At 63.7% G+C, this 22,463-nt stretch carries 23 protein-coding genes; 13 read left to right on the forward strand and 10 right to left on the reverse strand.

The window, feature by feature from the left end; genetic code table 11:
- Positions 1-91 precede the first annotated feature (91 nt).
- Together M1E17_RS19705 and M1E17_RS19710 are read right to left on the reverse strand one after the other, a co-directional pair.
- Complete coding sequence (locus M1E17_RS19705) at positions 92-295, reverse strand: hypothetical protein (RefSeq protein ID WP_457963605.1); 204 nt, start codon at positions 293-295, stop codon at positions 92-94.
- Between the two features lie 99 nt (positions 296-394).
- Positions 395-1,429 carry an LLM class flavin-dependent oxidoreductase gene (locus M1E17_RS19710; RefSeq protein WP_457963606.1) on the reverse strand — a complete coding sequence of 345 codons (1,035 nt, stop codon included), beginning with the start codon at positions 1,427-1,429 and terminating at the stop codon, positions 395-397.
- 141 nt (positions 1,430-1,570) lie between these two features.
- Between M1E17_RS19710 and lhgO the strand changes: the two genes are divergently transcribed.
- Both lhgO and M1E17_RS19720 read left to right on the forward strand, forming a co-directional pair.
- Positions 1,571-2,815 (forward strand): L-2-hydroxyglutarate oxidase, encoded by a 1,245-nt coding sequence (gene lhgO, locus M1E17_RS19715; protein ID WP_457963607.1) that lies wholly within the window; start codon positions 1,571-1,573, stop codon positions 2,813-2,815.
- Between the two features lie 109 nt (positions 2,816-2,924).
- On the forward strand, positions 2,925-3,776 hold the full coding sequence (locus tag M1E17_RS19720; RefSeq protein ID WP_457963608.1) for a carbonic anhydrase: 852 nt from the start codon (positions 2,925-2,927) through the stop codon (positions 3,774-3,776).
- Positions 3,777-3,807: 31 nt separating this feature from the next.
- Here M1E17_RS19720 and M1E17_RS19725 read toward each other — a convergent pair whose 3' ends face one another.
- Both M1E17_RS19725 and M1E17_RS19730 read right to left on the reverse strand, forming a co-directional pair.
- The gene (locus M1E17_RS19725) at positions 3,808-4,911 is read right to left on the reverse strand and encodes a PDR/VanB family oxidoreductase (protein ID WP_457963609.1); all 1,104 of its coding nucleotides are present in this window, start codon (positions 4,909-4,911) and stop codon (positions 3,808-3,810) included.
- Between the two features lie 33 nt (positions 4,912-4,944).
- Positions 4,945-6,039 carry an aromatic ring-hydroxylating dioxygenase subunit alpha gene (locus tag M1E17_RS19730; protein WP_457963610.1) on the reverse strand — a complete coding sequence of 365 codons (1,095 nt, stop codon included), beginning with the start codon at positions 6,037-6,039 and terminating at the stop codon, positions 4,945-4,947.
- A gap of 116 nt (positions 6,040-6,155) precedes the next feature.
- Between M1E17_RS19730 and M1E17_RS19735 the strand changes: the two genes are divergently transcribed.
- The 4 genes from M1E17_RS19735 to M1E17_RS19750 all read left to right on the forward strand — a co-directional run bounded on the left by M1E17_RS19735 (position 6,156) and on the right by M1E17_RS19750 (position 8,137).
- Positions 6,156-6,743, forward strand: coding sequence for a PadR family transcriptional regulator (locus tag M1E17_RS19735; protein WP_457963611.1), 588 nt, complete (start codon positions 6,156-6,158; stop codon positions 6,741-6,743).
- A 77-nt stretch (positions 6,744-6,820) separates the two neighbouring features.
- On the forward strand, positions 6,821-7,225 hold the full coding sequence (locus tag M1E17_RS19740) for a YidH family protein (protein ID WP_457963612.1): 405 nt from the start codon (positions 6,821-6,823) through the stop codon (positions 7,223-7,225).
- A 31-nt stretch (positions 7,226-7,256) separates the two neighbouring features.
- Entirely contained in the window at positions 7,257-7,574 is a 318-nt protein-coding gene (locus tag M1E17_RS19745) for a DUF202 domain-containing protein (protein ID WP_457967852.1), read from the forward strand.
- A 50-nt stretch (positions 7,575-7,624) separates the two neighbouring features.
- The gene (locus M1E17_RS19750) at positions 7,625-8,137 is read left to right on the forward strand and encodes a nucleoside deaminase (protein WP_457963613.1); all 513 of its coding nucleotides are present in this window, start codon (positions 7,625-7,627) and stop codon (positions 8,135-8,137) included.
- Positions 8,138-8,172: 35 nt separating this feature from the next.
- On the opposite strand, the gene M1E17_RS19755 is transcribed toward M1E17_RS19750, so the two are convergent.
- Positions 8,173-9,105 (reverse strand): LysR family transcriptional regulator, encoded by a 933-nt coding sequence (locus M1E17_RS19755; protein WP_457963614.1) that lies wholly within the window; start codon positions 9,103-9,105, stop codon positions 8,173-8,175.
- A 161-nt stretch (positions 9,106-9,266) separates the two neighbouring features.
- Here M1E17_RS19755 and M1E17_RS19760 point away from each other — a divergent pair, with 161 nt between their 5' ends.
- Positions 9,267-10,568: an aromatic ring-hydroxylating oxygenase subunit alpha gene (locus M1E17_RS19760; protein WP_457963615.1), complete on the forward strand. Its 1,302-nt coding sequence runs from the start codon at positions 9,267-9,269 to the stop codon at positions 10,566-10,568.
- Complete coding sequence (locus tag M1E17_RS19765; RefSeq protein ID WP_457963616.1) at positions 10,565-11,980, forward strand: ferredoxin reductase; 1,416 nt, start codon at positions 10,565-10,567, stop codon at positions 11,978-11,980. Before M1E17_RS19760 ends, M1E17_RS19765 begins: the two co-directional genes overlap by 4 nt.
- A gap of 61 nt (positions 11,981-12,041) precedes the next feature.
- Here M1E17_RS19765 and M1E17_RS19770 read toward each other — a convergent pair whose 3' ends face one another.
- The 4 genes from M1E17_RS19770 to M1E17_RS19785 form a co-directional block, all read right to left on the reverse strand.
- Positions 12,042-12,680, reverse strand: coding sequence for a uridine kinase family protein (locus M1E17_RS19770; RefSeq protein ID WP_457963617.1), 639 nt, complete (start codon positions 12,678-12,680; stop codon positions 12,042-12,044).
- Between the two features lie 12 nt (positions 12,681-12,692).
- A complete protein-coding gene (locus tag M1E17_RS19775) occupies positions 12,693-13,664 on the reverse strand; it encodes a lipid kinase (protein WP_457963618.1) in 972 nt (323 codons plus the stop codon).
- 76 nt (positions 13,665-13,740) lie between these two features.
- Positions 13,741-14,946 (reverse strand): MFS transporter, encoded by a 1,206-nt coding sequence (locus M1E17_RS19780; RefSeq protein ID WP_457963619.1) that lies wholly within the window; start codon positions 14,944-14,946, stop codon positions 13,741-13,743.
- Between the two features lie 109 nt (positions 14,947-15,055).
- Positions 15,056-15,970: a LysR family transcriptional regulator gene (locus tag M1E17_RS19785; RefSeq protein ID WP_457963620.1), complete on the reverse strand. Its 915-nt coding sequence runs from the start codon at positions 15,968-15,970 to the stop codon at positions 15,056-15,058.
- A gap of 277 nt (positions 15,971-16,247) precedes the next feature.
- Here M1E17_RS19785 and M1E17_RS19790 point away from each other — a divergent pair, with 277 nt between their 5' ends.
- The 5 genes from M1E17_RS19790 (at position 16,248) to M1E17_RS19810 (ending at position 21,709) form a co-directional block, all read left to right on the forward strand.
- Positions 16,248-17,327 (forward strand): PrpF domain-containing protein, encoded by a 1,080-nt coding sequence (locus M1E17_RS19790; RefSeq protein WP_457963621.1) that lies wholly within the window; start codon positions 16,248-16,250, stop codon positions 17,325-17,327.
- Positions 17,328-17,412: 85 nt separating this feature from the next.
- Positions 17,413-18,621 (forward strand): Bug family tripartite tricarboxylate transporter substrate binding protein, encoded by a 1,209-nt coding sequence (locus tag M1E17_RS19795; protein WP_457963622.1) that lies wholly within the window; start codon positions 17,413-17,415, stop codon positions 18,619-18,621.
- 8 nt (positions 18,622-18,629) lie between these two features.
- Positions 18,630-20,657, forward strand: coding sequence for a tripartite tricarboxylate transporter permease (locus M1E17_RS19800; RefSeq protein ID WP_457963623.1), 2,028 nt, complete (start codon positions 18,630-18,632; stop codon positions 20,655-20,657).
- A gap of 76 nt (positions 20,658-20,733) precedes the next feature.
- A complete protein-coding gene (locus M1E17_RS19805) occupies positions 20,734-21,114 on the forward strand; it encodes a universal stress protein (RefSeq protein WP_457963624.1) in 381 nt (126 codons plus the stop codon).
- 247 nt (positions 21,115-21,361) lie between these two features.
- Entirely contained in the window at positions 21,362-21,709 is a 348-nt protein-coding gene (locus M1E17_RS19810) for a cupin domain-containing protein (RefSeq protein WP_457963625.1), read from the forward strand.
- Between the two features lie 198 nt (positions 21,710-21,907).
- Here M1E17_RS19810 and M1E17_RS19815 read toward each other — a convergent pair whose 3' ends face one another.
- Complete coding sequence (locus M1E17_RS19815) at positions 21,908-22,306, reverse strand: hypothetical protein (RefSeq protein WP_457963626.1); 399 nt, start codon at positions 22,304-22,306, stop codon at positions 21,908-21,910.
- Positions 22,307-22,463 lie beyond the last annotated feature (157 nt).

The raw sequence follows: 22,463 nt of genomic DNA on the forward strand, positions 1-22,463 counted from the left end.
CGCCGATCGTTCCTTCATGATGCTAATAAGCGAACTGATCAATATCCACTCCTGCACTCCGGATCCGCCAGGAGAGGCTTGGCGGCTGGGGTCAGCGTGAATCCCGCTCTGCGAATTCCTCGTCGAGATCGTGGTGCCGGAACTCGGTCTCGGGGTTCGGTTCGCCCTCGGCCACGTATTCATAGTCGAGTTGGCGCTGGACCTGGCTGTCCAGAACCTGGAGCTCCAGGTCAGGCACTGCAGAGAGGTCTGCCGGGAAATCTTCTTCCGGCGTGAGATGGAGATTGTCAGACATGGGTGCCTCCCGGGACGTCACTAATTGCCCGGCCTCTGCGGCACGAACCCTCTCAGGATATTCCCTGTTTCACCGAACTCCCAGCCGTTTCCGCAATTGTCAGGAAACGGCCCGGCTCCACCCAGTGGCAGGGGCGATATGGCGGGCGATGTTGCCCAGCAGCTTGGCGTTGAAGTCCACGCCGAGCTGGTTGGGGACGGTGACCAGCAGGGTGTCCGCCGCCTGCACGGCGGCGTCGCCTGCGAGCTCCCCAGCTAGGACGTCCGGATCCCCCACATAGCTTTTTCCGAACCGTGCCGTCAGCCCGTCGATGATGCCCACCTGGTCCCGCGTGTCCCGGAGCGCACTGCCGCCAAAGTAGCGGCTGTCTTCCTCATCCACGATGGGCAGGATGCTGCGGCTGACCGAAACCCGTGGCTGGTGACTGTGCCCAGCCGCCGCCCAGGCCTCCCGGAAGAGCTGGATCTGCTCCGCCTGGAGTTGGTCAAAGGGCACCCCGGTGTCCTCGGTCAGCAGGGTGGAGCTCATCAGGTTCATCCCCTTGCCCGCCGCCCACACTGCAGTCTTCCGGCTGCCGGCTCCCCACCAGATGCGTTCCGCCAGGCCCGGCGACTGCGGCTGGACGGGCAGCAGCCCGGTGGCACCGCCGGCATAGCGTGGATCCGCCTCCGCCACGCCCGCGCCGCTAATGGCATGCCGGAACTGGTCCGTGTGCCTGCGGGCCATATCAGCGTCAGTCTCGCCGGCCGCCGGCAGGTGCCCGAAGGCGGCGGCTCCGTTGCGGGCCGGTTCGGGTGAACCCCGGCTGATGCCGAGCTGAAGCCGGCCTCCGCTGATCAGGTCCGTGGCGGCGGCTTCCTCTGCCATGTAGAGCGGGTTTTCGTAGCGCATGTCGATGACGCCGGTACCCATTTCGATCCGGCTGGTGCGGGCAGCGATGGCAGCCAGCAGCGGGAACGGGGAGGCCTGCTGGCGGGCGAAGTGGTGGACCCGGAAGAACGCCCCGTCGATGCCCAGTTCCTCCGCCGCGACGGCGAGTTCGATGCCTTGGACCAGGGCCTCGCCCGCGGTCCTGGTGCGGGAACCCTGGCCGGGGCCCCAGTGGCCAAAAGAGAGGAATCCGATGCGCTGCATGTCAGGCCCAACCGTCAACGGCCTCCAGGCATTCCCATCCGTATATTCCCATCCGTGCCCGGTTACAGGAGAATCTCAGCAACATCGGCAGCGGAGAAGAACATGAGGAAAGCGGCCGAGCCGCGGAAAGGTGGTTGGCCTGTGGCGCACTTCGACTTTTGTGTGGTGGGCGGAGGCATCGTGGGGCTGGCCACCGCCTACCAGCTGCTCCGCAAGAACCCGGGCGCCTCATTGGTCCTGTTGGAGGCCGCCGATACCGTGGCCTCGCACCAGACCGGCCACAACAGCGGCGTCATCCACTCCGGGATCTACTACCCGCCGGGCAGCCTGAAGGCCCGGTTCAGCAAGGCCGGCGCGGAACAGACCCGGGAGTTCTGCCGGGAGCACGGCCTGCGGTACCAGGAGCCTGGCAAGCTGTTGGTGGCCACCACGGAGTTGGAGCGGCGGCGGTTGGACGACCTGGAAAAGCGGGCGGCCATCCACGGCCTGGGCTGTGAACGACTGGACCAGGCGGAGCTGGCGCGGCGCGAGCCCAATGTGGCCGGTCTTGGTGCCCTCCTGATTCCCAGCACCGGAATCGTGGACTACCGGGCGCTTGCCCTCAAGCTGGCAGAGCTTGTGGCGGCAACCGGTGGTCAGGTGCTCACCAGCGCCCGCGTGATCTCCATCAGCGAGTCCGCAGACCGGGTGGACGTTGGAACCGGCAGTGAGCGGTACAGCTGCGGGAGGCTGGTGGTGTGCGGGGGGCTGCAGTCGGACCGGCTCGCGGAGCTGGCGGGCCTGGCCATCGACGTGCAGATCATCCCTTTCCGCGGCGAGTACTTCCAGCTGCCCGCTGAGAAATCCCGTTACGTCAGGCACCTCATCTATCCCGTACCTGATCCTGCCCTCCCCTTCCTGGGTGTCCATCTCACCCCGACCATAGACGGCACTATTACGGTAGGGCCTAACGCCGTCCTGGGCATGTCCCGCGAGGGCTACCCCAAGTTCTCCATCAACGTGCCCGACGTGGCGCGTTACGTCCGCTTCCCGGGGCTTTGGCGGGTCGCCCGGGCCAACCCGGCCACCGCTGCCAGGGAACTGCGGAACTCGATGTTCAAGGGCAGCTACCTGCGGGAGTGCCGGAAGTATGCACCAGGGCTGACCAGGGCGGACCTGCTTCCGCACGAGGCCGGGATCCGGGCCCAGGCCGTCCGCCGCGACGGGACCCTCATCCACGACTTCCTGCTGGCGGAAACACCCCGGATGATCCATGTGCTGAACGCACCCTCCCCTGCCGCCACCGCAGCCCTGCCCATCGGCGGGCATCTGGCGTCCAAGGCATCAGCGCCCTCCACGCCACCCACGCCGTCCACACCGTCCACGCCGTCAGACGGTGTCATGTAGCGGGAAGCTCCCAGTCATTTAGGGGAAAGCTCCCAGCCTTGCCTGATATTCCAATGGCTGGGAACGCCGAGCACGGCGGTCCTTAGCCACGGAAGCACAAAGGACAACTATGTTAAGCACGCCGGAATTCTCCAGGAAAACGCTCATGCTGGGAGCGGGGATGGGCTTCCTGGCCCTTGCCACGGGATGCGCCAGGGCAGGCAGTGAAGCACAGCCGACGCCGGCCGCTTCTTCGGCTGCCTCCACCGCGGCCGCTGCCCCCGAATGGGAATACACGGGAGCCATGGGGCCGCAGGAATGGGGAACCCTCAGCCCCACTTACGGATCCTGCCAGGCGGGCACCGCGCAGTCCCCCATTGATCTGACAGGCGGAGCCCTCAACGGAACGGCCAGCGGCAGCGGGGACCAGGGCACTGTCATCCAACTGCAATACCAGCCATCGGACGCTGAAGTGGTCAATAACGGCCACACGTCTGAGCTCCACTCGGCGGCTCCGCAGGTGATGCTGCTCAACGGGCTGCCCTGGACGTTCAAGCAGTTCCACTACCACGCACCGTCCGAACACACCCTGGACGGGAAACGGTTCGAGGCCGAATTCCATTTTGTCCACCAGTCCGACGACGGCCGGCTGGCCGTGCTGGGTGTGCTCGCCGTCGAGGGCCCGAACAATGCCGCCTGGGCGGCTTTTGTGGACGCTGCAGCGGCCGCTCCCGCCGCTGGCTCCGAGGCCCCGGCCGGCGTCGTGGATCTTGGCTCACTCATCCCGGCCTCGCTGGACCACTTCGCCTATACCGGCAGCCTCACCACGCCGCCCTGCTCGGAAAACGTCCAGTGGCTTGTCCTGGAAACGCCGGTCGAGCTGGGGCGGGGGCAGCTGGACGCGCTTACCGCAGTCCACGACGGGAACGACCGCCCCCTCCAGGCCCTCAACGGGCGTGCTGTGAGTGTGGTGCACCAGTAATTCCGACGGCGACGCCCGGCTACCCTGCCCGTCAGGGGACCTCGATGGTCACCACAGCGGGGCCGGCTGCAGCGGACACGGGGGCGGTGGTTCCGGGAACAGCATGCCCGGACACCCCCGTGCCCTGCGCTGCGGGTCCCGGCGCCGCGGCAGCCGCGGCAGCCGCGGCAGCCATGGCAGCCGTGGCCGAGGTGACCGCCCTGGACACGCAGCACGCCATCTTTTCCGTGGCATTCTTCTGCCTGGCGCTGTAGAAGACGTCGCGGTGGTCGATGGCGCCCTCCAGCCGGAGGATCCTGACTTCGCAGAGACCACATTCGCCCTTGCGGCAGTCGAACATCATGTCCAGGCCGGCTCCCTGAAGGGCCTCCAGCATGGATTCGCCGGGCCCCACCGGAACCTCCATCCCCAGGCCGGGAACCCGGACGATGAACTCCTCGGCCCGGTACCAGCCGCTGTTTCCAAAAGTCTCGTAGCGAAGGCTGGCGGGGCTGAGGCCCTGCTGGGTCCACGCCCGGCGGACGGCGTCCATCAGCCGGATGGGACCGCACATGTAGAGCTCCGTACCGTCGTCCTCTATGCCGGCCATCAGGCTGTTCACGTCCAGGGGTGTCCCTTCGGCGTCGCTGTGGACCACCAGGTTTGCACCGTGCAGCTCCTCCAGCTGCGGCAGGTACGCCATGGCGGCCCGCCGCCGGCCCGCATACACCAACGTGTAGTCAAGCCCCAGGTTTTTCAGGACGCCTGCCATGGCCGCTATGGCAGTGATACCGATTCCCCCGGCCAGAAGGATGTAGCGCGCCGCGCCTACCCGGAGCGGAAAGTTCTGCAGCGGCTGGGTGATCTCCAGCCTGTCGCCGCGCTGCAGGGCGTGGATGAAGAGGGAGCCGCCCCTCGACGCCGGGGCCTTCAGGACGCTGATCGCCAGCCGCTTGCCATCCTGGCTGGATTCCACAATGGAATAGGACCGCCTCACGCGCTGCCCGTCGATGAGCACCATGACATCGAGATGCGAGCCCGGCTCCGCTTTGAGCGGCAGGTCAGGTTCCAGCACGATCCGCTGGATGTCAGCCGCTATGGTTTGGGCCTCGACAACTGTTCCCAGCTGCCACACTTCACTATTTGTTGCTGCCACGGCTATCCCGTCCGCTCGTGTTGGCTGCGTGCGTCAGGCACTGGGAACCAGGCGGCCTTCGGCCTCGAGCTGGCGTTCAATCAGCCGCCTCACCCACATGCCGCCGGCGTCGATGTTCAGGTTGTAGAACTCGTAGTCAGGATTGGCATCGATCGCTTCCTGCTGCGCGGCCAGCATCGCCTCGTCCTCGCCAAAAACGCCATGCACGCCGTCCCTCAGCTGGGTGGTGATGAGCTGGCTGTCCAGCCGGTAATTCCGCATAAAGGCCCAGAAGTAGTGGCAGGACCTGTCACCCTCGGGGGTGATCGCGTTCATGACAAAACCGTTGACGCCCTGGCTGCGGTCGCCGTCGAACGCTCCCGTTCCAGCCTTGGCAACCCCAACGTCGATGTTGATGACCGACGGCGAGCGGAAGGTGATGATCTGCCAGCGGTCCACTTTGCCCGCGAAGCCCGGAAATTTGTCCCTCATGTTCTTGAGCCAGAATGGCGGGGCGTCGATGTCAAACATCCACCGGGCGACGGTGACGGTGTCGCCGTCGTGCGTGACCACGAAGTCAGACTCGCTCAGCTCCTCCTGCCCGATCGAGGAGGAGTGGATGAATTCCTCGTGGGTGAGGTCCATCAGGTTGTCCAGCACCAGCTGGAAATTGCACGGCGCATGGATGGTTTCACCGTCCCCCGCCCATTCCGCCGAATCCAGCTGATGCATGTCCGGGACAAGTGCCGGGTTGGCCTGGGTGGGGTCGCCCAGCCAGACCCACACATAGCGGTGCCGTTCCACCACCGGAAAAGAAGGGACGGTGGCGCTGGGGTTGATGGTTTCCTGCGCCGGCATGGAAACGCAGCGCCCGGCCGAGTTGTAAACGATGCCATGGTAGGGGCACTGGATCTGGTCCTTGCCCAGGGTCTTGCCCATGGAGAGCGGAGCCAGCCGGTGCCAGCAAGCGTCAGCCAACGCCACCGCCTTGCCGTCCTCGGTACGGTAGAGGGCCAAAGGACGGCCGGCCACTTTCCGCGCCATTGGTTTACGGGTCACTTCCTTGTCCCACGCCGCCACGTACCAGGCATTCAGCGGGTAGCCGAGGACCTTGTTGGTGGTGGAACTCCTGGCTTGCATTGCGTTCATGGCGCTTCCCTTCCGCGGGCTAAATGCCTATCTCCATAGGTAGTGCACTGCGTCACACAATAACTATGGATATAGTTATTGGCAACAGCCGGGATCATATTTCGGGAGGGAGCGTCATGAGTCTTCGTTATGCACTGCTGGCTTTGCTGTCTGTGGAGCCGATGACGGGCTATGACCTCGCCAAGCACTTTGAATCGTCGGTCGCGTACGTGTGGCACGCCCCCGATTCCCAGATCTATCCCGAACTGCGGCGGATGGAGAAGGAAGGGCTGCTGCTGGCCAACGAAGTGCCCTGGGGCCCCAACAGCACAAAGACCCGGTACAGCATTGCGGCCGCAGGCACGGCGGCCTTCCGGGAGTGGATGAATACTCCGCTGGAATATTCCCGCGAGCGCGACCCCGCCCACCTCAAGGCTGCCTACCTGGAATGGGCCGAGCCGCCGTCCGCCCGCGCGCACATGAGGGCGCACCTGGAATACCACTCCCTTCGTCGCAGGCAGTGGGAGGGCATGATCGAGGAGCTGCGGAACGGCACCAACGTGATGCTGAGCAAACGGCTGGCGAAAACACCGGAAGCGGACAGGCGCCGGACCACCGAGTACAAGATCTTCACCTACGAAGGTCTCATTGCCCGGGCGGAGACAGAAATTGCCTGGGCACGCCGGGGCCTTGAACTCATTGATTCCCTCGAAGGCAGCAACTGAGCGCCGTTTACCACTGCGTCGGCAAGGGGCGGACCCAACGCCGGGGACCGGCAGCGTTCGGCGGCTAAACTGGCACCGTGCCCACCGACCAGACACCGCCCAACAGTCCCGAGCCGCCGTCGCGCGGGAAACTGGCCGAGCGGCTGCTGCCCGGGGGAACGGAACCTGATCCCCGCTTCACCCTCGCCAACGAACGGACGTTCCTTGCCTGGATCCGCACCTCGCTGGCTCTCCTTGCCGGCGGGATAGCCATCGAGGCATTCACCGCGGATCTTTTCCTGGAGCCTGTGCGCAAAGGCCTGGCTGTCCTGCTGTTGCTGCTGGGAATGTTGCTGAGCGCGGGATCAGCAGTGCGCTGGATCAGGGTGGAGCGCAGCATGCGCAACAAAACACCGCTCCCGCTGCCTCTGATCGTGCCACTGCTGGCCGGGGCCGGTGCCCTGGCGGCCGCCGCTGTCCTGATTTTTGTTCTCTGGCGCTGAACCTGTGGAACGCCGCACACCAGCCCCTGGCCTGCACGGCGATGCCGGGCTGCAGCCGGAACGGACCACGCTGGCGTGGGGCCGCACCATGATGGCGCTGGTCACTGTCAGTGCCATTTTCCTGCGCTGGCTCCCCCAGCACGGCCTGCCCATCCTGTTGCTGTTCGCCGTTTCCATCACGGCCGCAGCGGCCATTTACTTCACCCAGCGCCGCCGCTACCGTGCCAGCGCAGCGGGGATCGTCCGGGAAAATGTCGACGCCGGCGCCTCCGCCGTGATCTGGACGGCGTTCGCGGGGGTTGTGCTGGGGGCGTTGGGAATCGGCGTGGTTCTCCTGGGCAGCCCGTGACGGCGCACCTTACCGCCCCACAGAATGCCGAAACGGGGTTTAATGACCGCATGACCCACCCCACACAGCAGTCCACCAGCCCACTGACGCCGCAAGCGGCCCCTGACCCCGCTTTCGAAGCCGCTTTTCAAGCCGCCCAAAAGAGCGCCAACGAAGGCGGCATTCCTATCGGGGCAGCGCTTGCACGTGACGGCGTGGTCATCGCGAGCGGACACAACGAACGGGTTCAAAACGGCGATCCGATAGCGCACGGGGAAATGTCCGCCTTGCGTGCGGCCGGCCGGCAGAAGAGCTACCGGGACACCACTTTGTACACCACCCTGGCCCCGTGTGCCATGTGCACCGGAACCATCATCCAGTTCAAAATCCCCCGGGTGGTGGTGGGCGAAGCGCGCACGTTTGGCGGCGAGTTCGAACTTCTGCGCTCACGCGGCGTGGAGGTGGTGGTCCTGGATGACCAGCGGTGCGTGGACATGATGCGGGCGTTCCAGGAAAACAACCCCGACTTGTGGGCGGAGGACATCTCTGAGGACGTCAGCCCGGACATCACTAAGCAGGACTAGAGTGCGCCACCTGGGGCTTGCAGCCATGCCATTTTTCAGAGATCGTCTTCGGGCCGGGCGGTGAGGATCCGATGGGCCCTGGCCTGAAGGATGCCAAGCGACTCCTGGATCAGGGGTGATGCGATACTGCCGCTGCGCACCGCAGCGACAATGCGGCGCGCGGGCCGCCCCTTGCCGGTAATGCGCAGTCGAACCACGTTCTCGGCACCACGCAGGGGCGCCAGTCGCGGCAGCAGCCCCACGCCCAGCCCCGCACCAACGAAGGCGATCTGGGTTTCCCATTCAATGGCCTCATGGGCAATCCGCGGCGTCACGCCGACTGCCGTGAAGGCCGCGGTGAACAGGGAATGGTAGGTGGAACCCGCGGCCTCGGTGATCCAGGGTTCCGACGCCAATTCTTCGAGCGTCACCGTCTCCCGCGAAGCCAACGGATGGTCGGAGGGAATGATCACGTCCAGGGGATCGTCGAGCAGAACGGTCTGCTCGAAGCGCGGATCGTCCTCAACATAGGTGTCGGACTGCATGGCGACGATGACCGCCAGGTCGATTCGTTCGGCAACCAACAAGTCGAAGCAGCGGGCCGGATTGGCCTCGAGTACCTGCACCTCCAGCAGCGGGCGTGTTGAGCGCAGCGTGGCGGCCAGCGGCGCGAGCAACTGGGCGGCCGCCGTCGAGAATCCGCCGAGGCCAAAACGGGACTGCACCTGGTCGCCAGCCTCCATGGCGGCGGCGCGCAGGCTCTCCCATTCCGCAATCAGGGCGTCCGAGCCTTCTACGAGAAAGCGGCCCGTGGCGGTCAGCCGCACACCCCGGCCATCCTTCGTCAGCAGCTGCATTCCCAGCACGCGCTGGAGCTCCCGCAGTTGCGCGGAGACTGCGGAGGGAGAATAACCCGTGAGCTCCGCGGTCGCACCAACAGTGCCGCACCGGGCAAATACCCGAAGTGTTATGAGCCGTGGATCGATCATGCACCCATTGTGCACTGTTATCTCCTAAATGTTGCGCTTTTGCTGCAGATCGATCGGCCCTAATCTCGTGAATACAAGGTTTTCGACAACGCCGCTTGCACTGACGCAAGCAGTGGTCGCAACGCATCGCCCGCTTATCCACGCCTCCCGGGAGGAAACACATGTCTGCTCCAGTCTTGCCCCTCAATTCACGCGGAAAACTCGCCTCATCATTGCCTGCCGAGCAGCTGGCGGAAATCAAGGAGTTGTTCGATTTCCGGCGCGTGGGATATTCCCTCGATGCCCCCTTCTACACCGACCCGACGATCTTCAACATCGACATGCAGGCCATTTTTGGCCAGCACTGGATCTTCGCCGGCAGCATCGCCGAACTCCCGGAGCCGGGCGACTACATCACCGTCGACTACGGGCCCTACTCCCTGATCGTGCTGCGCAACGACGACGGCGGCGTGAACGTCCTGCACAACGTGTGCCGCCACCGCGGCGCCCGCGTCCTGACCGAGCCCGCCGGGTCAACGGGAAACCTGGTCTGCGGCTATCACTCTTGGACCTACTCGCCGGAGGGCAATCTGATCCACGCCTCGGCACCCGGGGAGACAAAGTTCGACAAGGGCTGCTTCGGCCTCAAGCGCGCCCACAGCCGCGTGGTGGCCGGGCTCATCTTCGTCTGCGTTGCGAACGAACCGCCGGCGGATTTTGACGAAACCGCCAAGATCTTCGAGCCTTACCTCGCGCCCCACGATCTGTCGAAGACGAAAATCGCCTACCAGCAGAACATCATCGAAGAGGGCAACTGGAAGCTCGTCATGGAGAACAACCGTGAGTGCTACCACTGTGACGGCCACCCGGAGCTCGCCTGCTCCCTCTTTCCCACCTGGGGCCTGACGGAGGGCCTGATCCCGGCCCACCTTGAAGAAGTATGGGACCGCAACAAGGAAGCACAGTCCTCACTCGAGGAACGTTGCCGCCGCTACGGCCTTCCCTACGAGGTGGTGGAGGAGCTCGACACACGCGTAGCTGGTATCCGCATCTCACGGGAATCGCTCGACGGTGAGGGCGAATCGTTCTCGCCGGACGGGCGCAGGCTCTCCAAAAAGCTGCTCGGCGACTTGCGGGACTTCCGCCTTGGCCGCTGCTCGATGCACCTGCAGCCCAACAGCTGGTTCCACTTCCAGGGGGACCACGTCATCACGTTCGGTGTTTTCCCCGTGAACGAACACCAGACACTGGTGCGCACCACCTGGCTGGTAGCTGACGACGCCGAGGAAGGCGTCGACTATGACCTGGAGAAGCTCACCTACACCTGGAAGCAGACCAATCTGCAGGACAAGGCGTTCGTGGAGCTGTGCCAGACGGGCGCCGGCAGCCCCGCGTACGAGCCCGGCCCTTATATGAAGAGCGAGTACCAGGTGGAGGCGTTCATCAACTGGTACGTGCAGCGCGTGCAGGAGCACTTGGCATGATTGAAGTCCTCACTGAGACGGCCACCCAGGAACCACAGCGTATTCGCGGTCTTGAGATGCCCTGGAACAGGGTAATGGGCAGCACCGAGGGAGCCGCAGGCGCAGCCCGCGCCTTGGGCCCCTGGCACCCGCAGGAGTTCATGGCTGAATGTGTCGAGACCGTTCCCGAGGCGGGCGGCATGATGACCTTCGTGTTCCGCCGCTGCGACGGTGCGCCGCTGGCGTTCCGTGCGGGGCAGTACGTGAACGTCGCGTTTCCCCTCAACGGCGAGGACCAGGATCCGGTGGACCGCAGCTACTCGCTGTCCAGTTCACCCACACAGCCCTGGACCTTCAACATCACGGTCAAAAGCGACCCCGCGGGACTCGTCTCACCGTGGGTGCACGAGAACGTCAAGCCCGGCACCGTCCTGGAGATGCTCGGACCGGTCGGGGCATTCCACCTGCCCGACGCCGACCGCCGGGCCCGGTACCTCTTGCTGGCTGCCGGCGCAGGCATCACCCCCATCATGTCGATGCTGCGGACCATCCACTCCCTGCCCGGACAGGCGGATGTTGTGGTGCTCTATCACGGAGCGGAGGCCGGAGGCTTTGCCTTCCACCAGGAGTTGGCCTACATCGCCTCAGTTGACTCGCGGGTCAAGGTCTTCTACTCGCTGGGCGACCGCAGCGTTCCCGAGGGGTGGGAAGGGCTCACCGGAAGGCTGACGGCGGCCATGCTGGAGGAGGTTGCCCCCGATGCCAACGGCCGCCAGGTCTATGCCTGCGGCCCCGAGGGTTACCTGAACACCGCCACTGAGCTCCTCAGGAAGGTCGGCGTCGACGACACCTCCATATACATGGAATTCTTCTCGGGAGACCGCCAGACCCTCCTTGAGTACCAGGCGGAGCTCGCGTTTGCAGTGGATATTGCGGAGGAAATCGCCGAGGAAATCGCCGATTCCGCCGAGGACTACTACGAAAGCCAGCCCACCGCGTTCGGGCTCTACGAGCCCGGTTACGACGCCGAGGGAACCCTGAAGGCCACGGGGCTGGCGCTGGAAACCGTCGATCCGGACGTACCCGCGTCAGAAGCCCCTGGAGGCAATCCGGACGTGGGGTCGGAGGCCGGGTCCCCCGATGCCTCGAGCTTCGACACGGTGGGAACGGGAAGCCTCACCCTGTCCTTCATGCGCACCGGCATCAATGTGCGCATCGACCCCGAAGAACACATCCTTGGGGTGGCCCAGCGTGCGGGCGTCAGGATCGGCGCGAACTGCAAGGAAGGCATGTGCGGCTCCTGCAAGGTCGTCAAGCTTTCCGGGGAGGTGGAGATGAACCACCAGGGCGGGATCCGGGCACGGGAAATCGATGCAGGCAAGTTCCTGCCCTGCTGCTCCACCGCGCGGACGGATATGGTGATCGATGCCTAGCGGCTACCGGCTGCTCTTGGGCAGCATCAGGGTCTAGGCCGGACAGTTTCAGGGATAGTTTTCACGGCAGGAACACAATCTGGGTCTTCGGATCGTGCTCCAGGGCCGGCCTGCCGGCCACGATCACCGTAGCCCGCTCCCATGGCCGGTCTTGGAGTAGGAAGGGAATTTCTTGGGCTTCCCACTCCCTGTGCAGGTCTTGTTCCTCCTGGCCATCTCGTGCCAGGAGGCGACGTCTGGCTTCAAGGTTGTCGCACTGCACCCAGATCGAAGCGTCGATCAGGTCGGTGAGGTCTTGTCGTGATGATCCGCTCCCTTCCACCCACACCACCGAACGCCCGGCGCGTAAAGCAATGGCTCCTGGACGTTCCCGGGCCACCCAACCCGGCGGACGGTAGTGGACTGCCTCGCCTTGGAGCAGGGGTTCGAGGACCCCTTCACGGAGTTCATCGGCCCAGTCAAAAAACGAGAGGTGCCACGCTACATCGTCCGTGTGGACCACATCCGAGTCCGGCACTCGAGCCAGCAGACGATTGACCAGGGTGGTCTTGCCGGCCCCGCTCCTTCCATCAACGGCTACAATCCAAGGGCGGTTCGGACGCTGTCCTGCTGCCGGCAGGAGCCGCTGCACCAAGGCTTCCAGTGACTCGGCTTGCCAGCCTCCCGCATTGGATTCACCGATTTCAGGCTTCACATCCATGGTTACCTCGCTTTAGATGGACGGGTCTTCTGGCGGCGGTGCATGCCGTCCATCGAGCAGCGCGCTGCTGCTGCTCTGTGGCACCACGACGTGCACGGCGTTGCGCTGGATGGTGAAGTCTGCCGGCGTGGCAGTGGTGATCTCGCCGTCGAGGTTCACTGGCAGCGGCTGCTCGGTGACCACCCGGACACGTCGGCTTGTCAGGTGATACACCCGGTCATGTTTGATGAAGCTTCCGTCCTTGAGTAACCGTGCGATGCTCACGTGCTCACGGAGCGGCCCCGCCAGGATGGCGTAGATGTCCAGGGTGTGATCATCGATCCCAGCCGTGGGGGAGACCGTGTTGCCACCGCCGTAGTGCCGGCCGTTGCCGACTGCCACCTGAAGCAGGTTGTCGAGCTCCATCGGCTCGTGGTCCCCGTCGGTGAACTCGAGACGGGCCGGGAAAGCCTTGTGCCGGGCATAAGCGTTCAGGGTGGCAATGCCGTATGCCAGCGGCCCGATGTACCGCTTCAGCCGCGGGCTAAGAGCTTCGGTAACAGCCACGGAGAGGCCTACGGACGCGACGTTGAGGAATGGCTCGCCGTTTGCCCGGCCGAGGTCGATGTCCACCACCTTCCCGTCCGCGACGGTAGCGCACGCCTCGGCCAGGTTGCTCGGTATCTCCAGGGTGCGGGCGAAGTCGTTGGCGGTGCCCAGTGGAAGAACGCCGAGCATGACGTCGGTGCCGGCAACCCGGCCGGCGGCGCAGCTCACCGTCCCGTCGCCGCCGCCAACAACCACCAGGTCGTGCCCGTCCGCCATCACTTGATCGAGCGTGCCGGCCAGTTCTGCTCCCGACAGCACGTGGTGCACGGAAGTGATCGGCAAACCTGCCATTTTCATCTTGTCCACCGCAAGTTCAAGCGCTGCCGCTCCCCGGCGGGATCCGGCGTTAATCACCACGGCAGCAGAGCGCGCTTGCGCAACCTTCATGAGGGACATACTAGGTCGATTGCCTGAGTAGCGACTGCGAACTGGCTGGCTCCCAGGAGTGCCTCGTGTTCGCCGCTTTGAGGGCTCAGCGCCTCTTGGGCCATCTGATGGACGCAGCGCAGAGAACGGCTGACGACATCCATAAGGCTCCCCCGGGTCCAGCTGGAGCTGCCAGCAGTCCTGCCCCTATCGGCAAGGCCACCTGTCCGAGGCGGTTGCCGAGCAGCCTCAGCGCCAGTGCGGCGCCCCGCGCATCTGGAGGAACCGCCTGCGTGATGAGGGTCATCGTGATCGGTTGTCCGAGTCCGAGGAAGAATCCAACGATTGCCAGGAGGACGGCTGCAAGGACTGGATTTCCAAACAGCCACGGCAGGATGGACAAGCTGATGCCTGCCCCTGCAAGGCTGGCTGTGATGAGTCCGGTTCTGCTCCATCGGGTCAGCATGACGGGCAGGAGCAGACGGGACGTGATGGATGCTGCCGCCCGGATGGCCAGCAGGACGCCAATTCCGATGGGGGCGATTCCATTTTCCTCTCCGAGCAGAGGGAGGAACGCAACGATGATGTCGGTTGTGGCCAGCAATGCAAGGCTGGCCAGCATGTTCGTCTTCACTGTCGGGATACCGAGAAGGTGGCCTACAGATTTAGATGTGGGCGCCTTCGCCGGCGCTGCCTCTGAAGTTTCCCGTCCACTCGTGCGTTCTTTCGCCGATGCCCCCAGAGCTACCGGAATGGCCAGCACAGATATTGCCCCCGCCAACATCAATGCTGCGTTGGCGTCCATGAGCCGGGCGGCGGCCGCCGCGTTTCCTGCAGATCCCATGGCCAGGCCTGCAACAAGTGGACCGACGAGCTGACCAAGGGAGAATGACGCAGTGAACCAGCCGAAGGCTGCGTCCATCCGGCTGAGCGGAACAAATCTTGCGATGGCGGACTGTCCAGCAATCGTGAAGCACAGGTGTCCAATGCCCAGTACCGCACTGGAGATTCCAACGAGCAGGAGGGACGGGGCGGTGGACAGCAGGAACGGGCCGCCCGCCAGCAGGAGCGTCCCCGCCAAGGTGATGCCCTTCATCGACGTTCGGCGGTCTGACAGTCGCCCGAGCCAGAGGGCGATCGCCACTGGAAGGAGGGCGAAGGAGGCAGAGGTCAGGCCAACTGCCACCGAGTCGCCGCCGAGGGCCAGCACCTTATAGGAGATAAGCGGCCTAGCCAGGTTGAGGGCGATCTGGCAAAGCACTGCTGAGGCAATCAGCATCCACAGCCACCGAATGGACTTCCGCTCGCTCACCTCTTCCCCTTTAGCTCCGCCAGGTCAGCGGATGCCAGGCGCGGCGATGCAGATGTGCACGCGCATCCGCATGCGGAGTAAAGGTACCGGGCTTCGCGAAGGCCATCCTTCACCGGAAGTCCGCGGTGGTGTCTTTGGCAACGTCCAGCAGCGTTGCCTGGAAGGCCATTTCCGCGGCGGCGCGCACCCTGTCGTGGCGGTGGGCGAGGAGCACTCTTCGGGACGGGGCACTCGAACCGAGGGAAACAATGCTGACACCTGGATGCTTGTTGACCACTGCGGTTCGCGGAGCAAGCGCTATGCCCAGGCCAACACTGACCATGGCTTGGGCCTCCTGGTAGTCGTTGGCCTGGAAAGCTATTCGTGGAGTGAACCCCGCGGCACGTGCGCTTCTCTGCAGAACTTCAACCACAGGATGTGCATCACCGCGAACGATCCATTCTTCTGTGGCCAGGTCTGCCATGTCCACCTGCTTCCGCCGCGCCAGCCGGTGGTCTTTGCCAACAATGAGCGCCGTGGCGTCTTCGAAGACAGTAGTGAGGGCAAAGTCCCCGGGATTGATCCGGTTCCATTCGTAGTCCCACAAAAGAGACATTCCCACCTGGCCGTTTTCCAGCATTTCCACGAGGTCCTCGAAGCGGCTGCTGCGGACGTGCAGTTCAATGGCCGGGTACTCCTTCTTGAATCTGCTGATCACGAGCGGCAGAAAGGAACCACCCAAGGTGGGGAAGGTTCCCATGGTGAGGCTGCCACGGTGCAGTCCTGCTATTTCTGCCAGATCAGCCTCCGCGGCAGCCATCTGTCGCAGGATACGGCGCGTGTGTGCAGCGAGGACATGCCCGGCATCGGTGGGGACCATCCCACGGGTCTGCCGCTGAAGAAGGGGCTGCCCGATTTCGGCTTCCAGGCGCCGCAGCTGTTGAGAGACTCCCGACGGCGAGTAGACGTGCTTTTCGGCAGCAGCCGTAATCGATCCAAGCTCCACTACGTCCAAGAGCAATTCGAGTCGTCGAATGTTAAGCATTTGCCGAGTCTCCTTTGAAGGATTTCTTACCTCCCCCTCACATTATTATCCTTGCGCTTCATCTGGAGCGGAATTTGGCCCTCGAGGGGACACCGTTTTTGAGAACTCCTGCACCGATCGCCTAGCCGCCTGCCCATTTCAAGACCTGTGATTGAAGAATAAGTGCATGGATATGCATTTTTTGGTGGTTGTAATTCATATCAAGTGGGGATCACACTTGAGCCAACCGGCAAGGCTTGCAGGCCAACAAAGGGCCCAGGAAGGTGTGAAAGCAATCATGTTAAAGATCCCAGCAGCGTGGATGCGCGGTGGAACCAGCAAATGCTGGGTGTTCGAGTGGGACAATCTCCAGGTCCCAGGAAAAAGCGTGGACGAAGTTCTCCTGCGTCTCTTCGGCAGCCCCGATAGCCGTCAGATTGACGGCGTGGGGGGCGGAACATCCACCACCAGCAAGGCCGTCATCCTTACCCGCTCCCTCAGCGAGCATGCCGACGTCGATTACACGTTCGCACAGGTGGCCATCGACGAGCAGCGGGTGGACTGGGGCAGCAACTGCGGCAACTGCTCAGCCGTAGTAGCCCCCTATGCAATCCAACGGGGTTGGGTGGCTCCCGGCCAGGAGAGCACATCCGTCCGGACCCTGAACACCAACACAGATCAGCTCATTCTGCAGAAAGTTCCGACGCCGGGCGGCCAGCTTCAGGACACAGGCACCCAGATGATCCCCGGCGTTCCGTTCCCCGGGCTGTCGGTCGGCATGGGGTTCCTGGACCCCGCCGGGAGAACCACCGGGAAACTGTTTCCCACGGGTGAACCGGTGGAGAAAGTGACATTCGACGGGCGTGAAGTTCCGGCCACGCTCATCGATGCAGGTGCTCCCCTCATCATTCTGGACGCTGAGTCCATCGGCCTCACCGCTATGGAGGCGTCTGCCGACATCGACAGCCAGGCTGCACTCCTTGTGCATTTGGACGACGTTCGCCGGGATGCCGCCGTACGCATGGGCCTTGCGGCCACCCGGGCTGAAGCAGCACGGGCGATACCGAAACTGGCGCTGGTGGGCAAGGCGGGCCAGGACGATGAAGCGGACCTCAACGTGAGAATGCTGTCCATGGGAAGGCTCCATCCTGCCCTGGCTATCACGGGAAGCGTCGCCCTGACCATGGCCGCCCAGCACGAAGGGACGGTGGTCCGGGACCTCCTCCCCACTGATCCTTCATCGGGGCTGACCATGCGCACCCCGGCCGGCATCGTTCAGACATGGGCGGAAATTCGTGATGGCGTGTCCGTCGTCGGAACGATTCGAAGCGCCCGCCGCCTCGCGGACGCCGAACTGCTGCTTCCAGAGTCCTGGTAAGCGGAAGACAAAAATAACCGCCTGTCCTCGTCCTTGCGCCCGAGTGGTGTTGCAATGAGGTAGGCCCAAACCAAAGGATTCCTCAATGACGAGCAACAAGTCATCCTTGGAGCCGCCCGGGCTCTTCCCGGAAGGCACCGACGGGCAGACCGAGCCAAGCGAGCAGCCCGATCTGCCCAAGCACTCCCGGCGCACCGTCCTTACAGCCGTCAGCGCTTTCGCACTGCTGGGCGCTGCAACCACCGTCCTGGGTGGAAGCCTGCTGAACCCGCCCTCAAGCACAGAAGACGGCAACTTCAGTGGAGAAACCCTCGAGTTCCTGATTCCCCTGGCTTCAGGCGGTGGAACTGACACCTGGGCGCGGTTCATTGGCACAGAACTGACCAATTATGTTCCGGGCCGGCCGGGTTTTGCGCCAGTGAACGACGCCGGCGGCGAAGGCATCCTGGGCACCAACCGGTTCGCCCGCTCAGCCAAGACCGACGGCACCGAGATCCTGGTCGGCACGGCATCCACCGTGGTGCCGTGGGTCCTGGGACGCTCGGCCGTGAAGTACTCCTTCGAAGACCTTAAGCCTGTAGTGGTGAACGGCACCGGCGGAGTCATTTACGCCCGGGCCGAAGCCGGGGTGGCCGGTGTGCAGGACCTCATCAACAGGGACCAGCCGCTCGAGTTCGGCGGGATCAGCGCCACGGGCCTGGACATTACCACCCTGGTCGCCTTCGACCTGCTCGAAGCCGACGTGACAAGCACCTTCGGGTTCGAGGGCCGGGGCCCTGTCAACCTGGCCCTTCAGCGCGGGGAAATCGATCTGGACTACCAGACGACCTCCGCCTACGGCTCCGCCGTCGCAGGCATTGTCAAGGAAGGCAAAGCCGTCGTGCTGATGTCCTTCGGCCAGCTGAACGAAGCCGGGGACGTCATCCGTGACCCCAACTTCCCCGACGTGCCCACAGTCGCAGAAGCGTACGAAACGCTCCACGGCATGAAACCCTCGGGCGAAAAATACGAGGCCTACAAGACACTGCTCGGGCTGACGTACACCTACCAAAAAGGGCTCTGGGTTCCTCAAGAGACCCCTGAGACCGCCTACGAGCTGCTGCGCCAGTCCAGCGAAAAACTGGGCACAGACGCAGGATTCCAAGAAAAGGCCGCCAAAGTCCTCGGCGGCTACCCCCTCGTTGCGGACGCCGGCGTAGCCGACCGCGTCAGGGACGCCTACAAAGTCAGCGGCTCCGTCCGGTCCTATGTCACAGGGCTGCTCGCGGACAAATACAACATCCACGTTGAGTAAGGACCATCATGCTTGACTCCGCAATGGCAGCGCTGGCATCCCTCGCTGACCCCTCCCTGCTCATCATGCTCCTGATCGGCACCGTCGCTGGTCTGATCATGGGCCTCATCCCCGGACTCGGCGGCACCGGCGCCGTCGCGATCCTCCTCCCCATCACGTTCGGAATGGAACCGCCCCAGGCTCTGGCCCTCCTTATCGGAGCCCTCGCTGTAGTCCATACCTCGGACACTGTCTCGGCGGTTTTGCTCGGCGCCCCGGGCTCCGCGTCAGCCAGCGTCACCATGCTGGACGGATACTCCATGGCAAAGAAAGGACAAGCGGCCCGGGCACTAACCCTGGCGTTCCTGTCCTCCATGGCCGGCGGCATCATCGGCGCCGTCGGCCTGACACTGGCCATCCCGTTGGCCAGGCCCCTCGTCCTCTCCTTCGCCAGTCCCGAACTCTTCATGCTGACCGTCCTCGGTGTATCTTTGGCGGCAGTCCTGTCACGGGGAAACATCATCAAAGGAGTCTCGGCAGGCCTCCTTGGCCTGATCCTGGGCATGGTTGGGACCTCGCCCACCACAGCCGAGGAACGGTTCACCTTCGGCAGTCTGTTCCTCGGCGACGGCTTGTCACTCGTCGCCGTTGCCCTGGGTATCTTCGGTCTGGCCGAAATCGCATCCCGCGCCAGCCAGCGCCGCGGACAAAAGCAAACCATCAGCCTTGGTGGCGGATGGGGCCAGGGCATCCGGGAATGGCTTACCCATTGGACCCAGGTCATCCGCGGCGCGCTCATCGGTATCTGGGCAGGCGTCCTGCCAGGCGTTGGCGCCACCGCCGGAACCTGGATGGCCTATGGCCAGGCCGTCGCAACCGCCAAGGATAAGCGCCAGTTCGGCAAGGGAGACCCCCGCGGCATTGTCGGCCCCGAAAGCGCCAACAACTCCGTGGAAGCCGGCGACCTGATCCCCACACTCCTCTTCGGCATCCCCGGAGGTGTCCCCTCAGCGATGCTCCTGGGCATGCTCCTTACTTACGGCATCCAGCCCGGACCTTCCATCATCACCGAACACCTCGACCTGATGTACCTGATCGTCTGGTCCTTCGCGATCGCTTCGATCCTTGGCGCGCTGCTCTGCTTCCTCAGCGTCAAACAGCTCGCAAAACTGACCAAGGTCCCGTTCGCCGTCCTGGCAGCAGGCCTCGTAGCCATCATGCTCCTGGGATCATTCCAGGAAGGCGGCCAGCTCGGCGACCTCTGGATCATGATCATCCTCGGCGCCTTCGGTTGGCTGCTGAAATCGACGGGGTTCCCTCGGGCACCGTTCCTCATTGGCTTCGTCCTGGCCATTCCACTGGAACGCTACTACTTCCTCACCGACAGCCTCTACGAAGGGTTCGACTGGATGGCCCGCCCCGGCGTCATGGTCTTCCTGGCAATCCTGATCCTGCCGATGATCTGGGCGTTCATCAAGTTCATCCGCGCCCGCCGACGCACCAACACTGACGATGGTCACCGGGACGAACAGCCTGAGGACGACGAAGCTCCGCTGAAGAATTCAACCTGGTCCCTCACAGCATCAGGCATCTTTTTCGTCGCCTTCGCCGCCGCCCTAATGTCGTCCGCTTCATTCTCACCGGAAGCCAGGCTGGTCCCACAGCTGGTGAGCATCGGAGGCCTGATCTTCTCCGGCATCCTGCTCTTCATTGAGATCCGGAGAAGGCTTCGCGACAGAACCCCGAAGGCAGATGACACCTTTGTTCAGGAGGCAGAGGGGATCCTTGGCACACAGCCCGCGAAGGCAGGTTGGACCCTTGACGCAAAGTTCGCGTTGAAGACGTTCCTCTGGATGACAGGCTTCCTGGCTCTCACGGCCGCCTTCGGATACCTGATTGCAGTCACGATCTTCATCCCGGCCTTCCTCCTGATAGTCGCAAGGGCCCGGCTCAAGGTCGCCATCATCTACACGGGCGTCCTGTACGTCGTGCTTCTGGCACTGCCCTCGCTCCTGCCGATTGACCTGCCGCAGGGCTGGCTCAACACCCTCGTCTAGCATCCGGCACCGTCTAGCATCCGGCAGCGTCCAGCATCCGGCGCCCTGCACATCAAATGCCATTGGAGAACGAAAAATGACAGTACTCGTAGCCTACGCACCCGCCCCCGAAGGCAGGGAGGCGCTGACTGAGGGGATTAGGGAAGCCCATCTTCGGAAATCAGACCTGCTCATCGTGAATGTCGGCCGTGGCCACCACGATCTGGACGCGCAGGAATTGCGGGAGTTGGAAGGCCAATTGACCGACGCCGGCCTGGCCCTGACCATCGAATCCTCGATCCTGGCAGATCCGGGGGACGCGGTCATCCAGATCGCACAGGACCGCAGCGCCGAAATGATTGTCATTGGGCTGAGGCACCGGTCCATGGTGGGAAAGCTCATCCTGGGAAGCACCGTTCAGCGCATCCTGCTGGACGCTACCTGCCCTGTACTTGCAGTCCGGTCAGACAAACTCTGACGGATGCCACTGCTGCCGGACTCATGGTCCGGTGAGCGTGCTGCCGTTCCCGCACTCCATCGCAACAGGTAGCCCGACGGACGGGCGCGGGACTGTGCGGCATGCAGGAGGAGGCAGGGTGACCACACCGGTCGCCCTGCCTCCTCTTATTGCGTCGAAGTCTGGTTAGTTACGACTAGGGAGTGACGTCTACTGACGAATGGAGTACGATTGTCAACAATTCACGATTGAGTGGAAAGGAAAAACCATGCGTCCATACGTATATGTCCCTGCAGCCAAAATCACCGGCGAGCTCGAGCCCAACGGCCACCGTGCCGGCTACGACTCGGGTGACCCCAAAACGGCGATCCTGAAATTCGACACCGGTTTCCAGACTGGTGTCTGGGAGTGCCAGCCCGGCGGCTGGAACATCACTCCCCGCGAGGACACCGAGGTGTGCTACATCGTCAGCGGCCGCGTGACCGTCACGGATGGCGCCACCGGCAACGTCCACGAGGTCTCTGCCGGCGACGTCGTGGTGCAGCCCAAGGGTTGGTCGGGCCGCTGGGAGGTCACCGAGACCATCCGCAAGGTGTACACCCACGGCTTCGACTGAGCACAACTAACCTGACGCTAGCTACCGGGCCGTACCCTCATAGAGGGTGCGGCCCTGTAGTTTTTCCGGCGCCCGCGCCGATTTCAAACCCCACCAGGTCCTCGCCACACCCCATCAGCCGGGGCAGCAATAGTCAGCCGGATTGGACAACTCCCTGATAGCTGAACCCAAACACAGGCCACCGCCTGATGAACACCCTTAGAACATCGGAAGCACAAAACCCGCGACGAAGGCGACGGTACCAATTCCGGTGAGGATCCGGCCAAGGGCGACGGCGGTCCTCCCCTCTGGCTCAGGAGCTGCGGTCTGCCACTGCGTGGGGCGGTTGGGGTGGTAGTAGATCGGCAGCGTGTCCCCCACAGCCAGGTCTTTGATGTCATGTGGCGACATGGGCGCATGGTGGACCCGGTACTTTTGGTCAAACCAGCGAAAACCCGTCCCGGTCGGGTCGGAGTACACCACGCCCTCAGCCACTGACCAGGGATGCACAAAACGCCGCAGGATCCCCGTGTAGACGAGCAGGATCAGCCCGGCGGGCAGGCACAGCCAGGTCAGCATTTCCAGAATGGGACCTGCCATTTCGAGCACAGTGGGCATGATCTTGATGGTACAGGGGACAGGTAACCGTCAGGCGACCCAGGATTCAGGCTCCAATCGTCTACCAACCCAGGACAGCACAATCGCTGAACTGTTCAACAGTTGAAGTAGAACTGTTGAACTGTTGACATTAGACGGAAAGCAGGGTTTCATTGCT

This window comes from Arthrobacter sp. D1-29 (assembly GCF_054130585.1).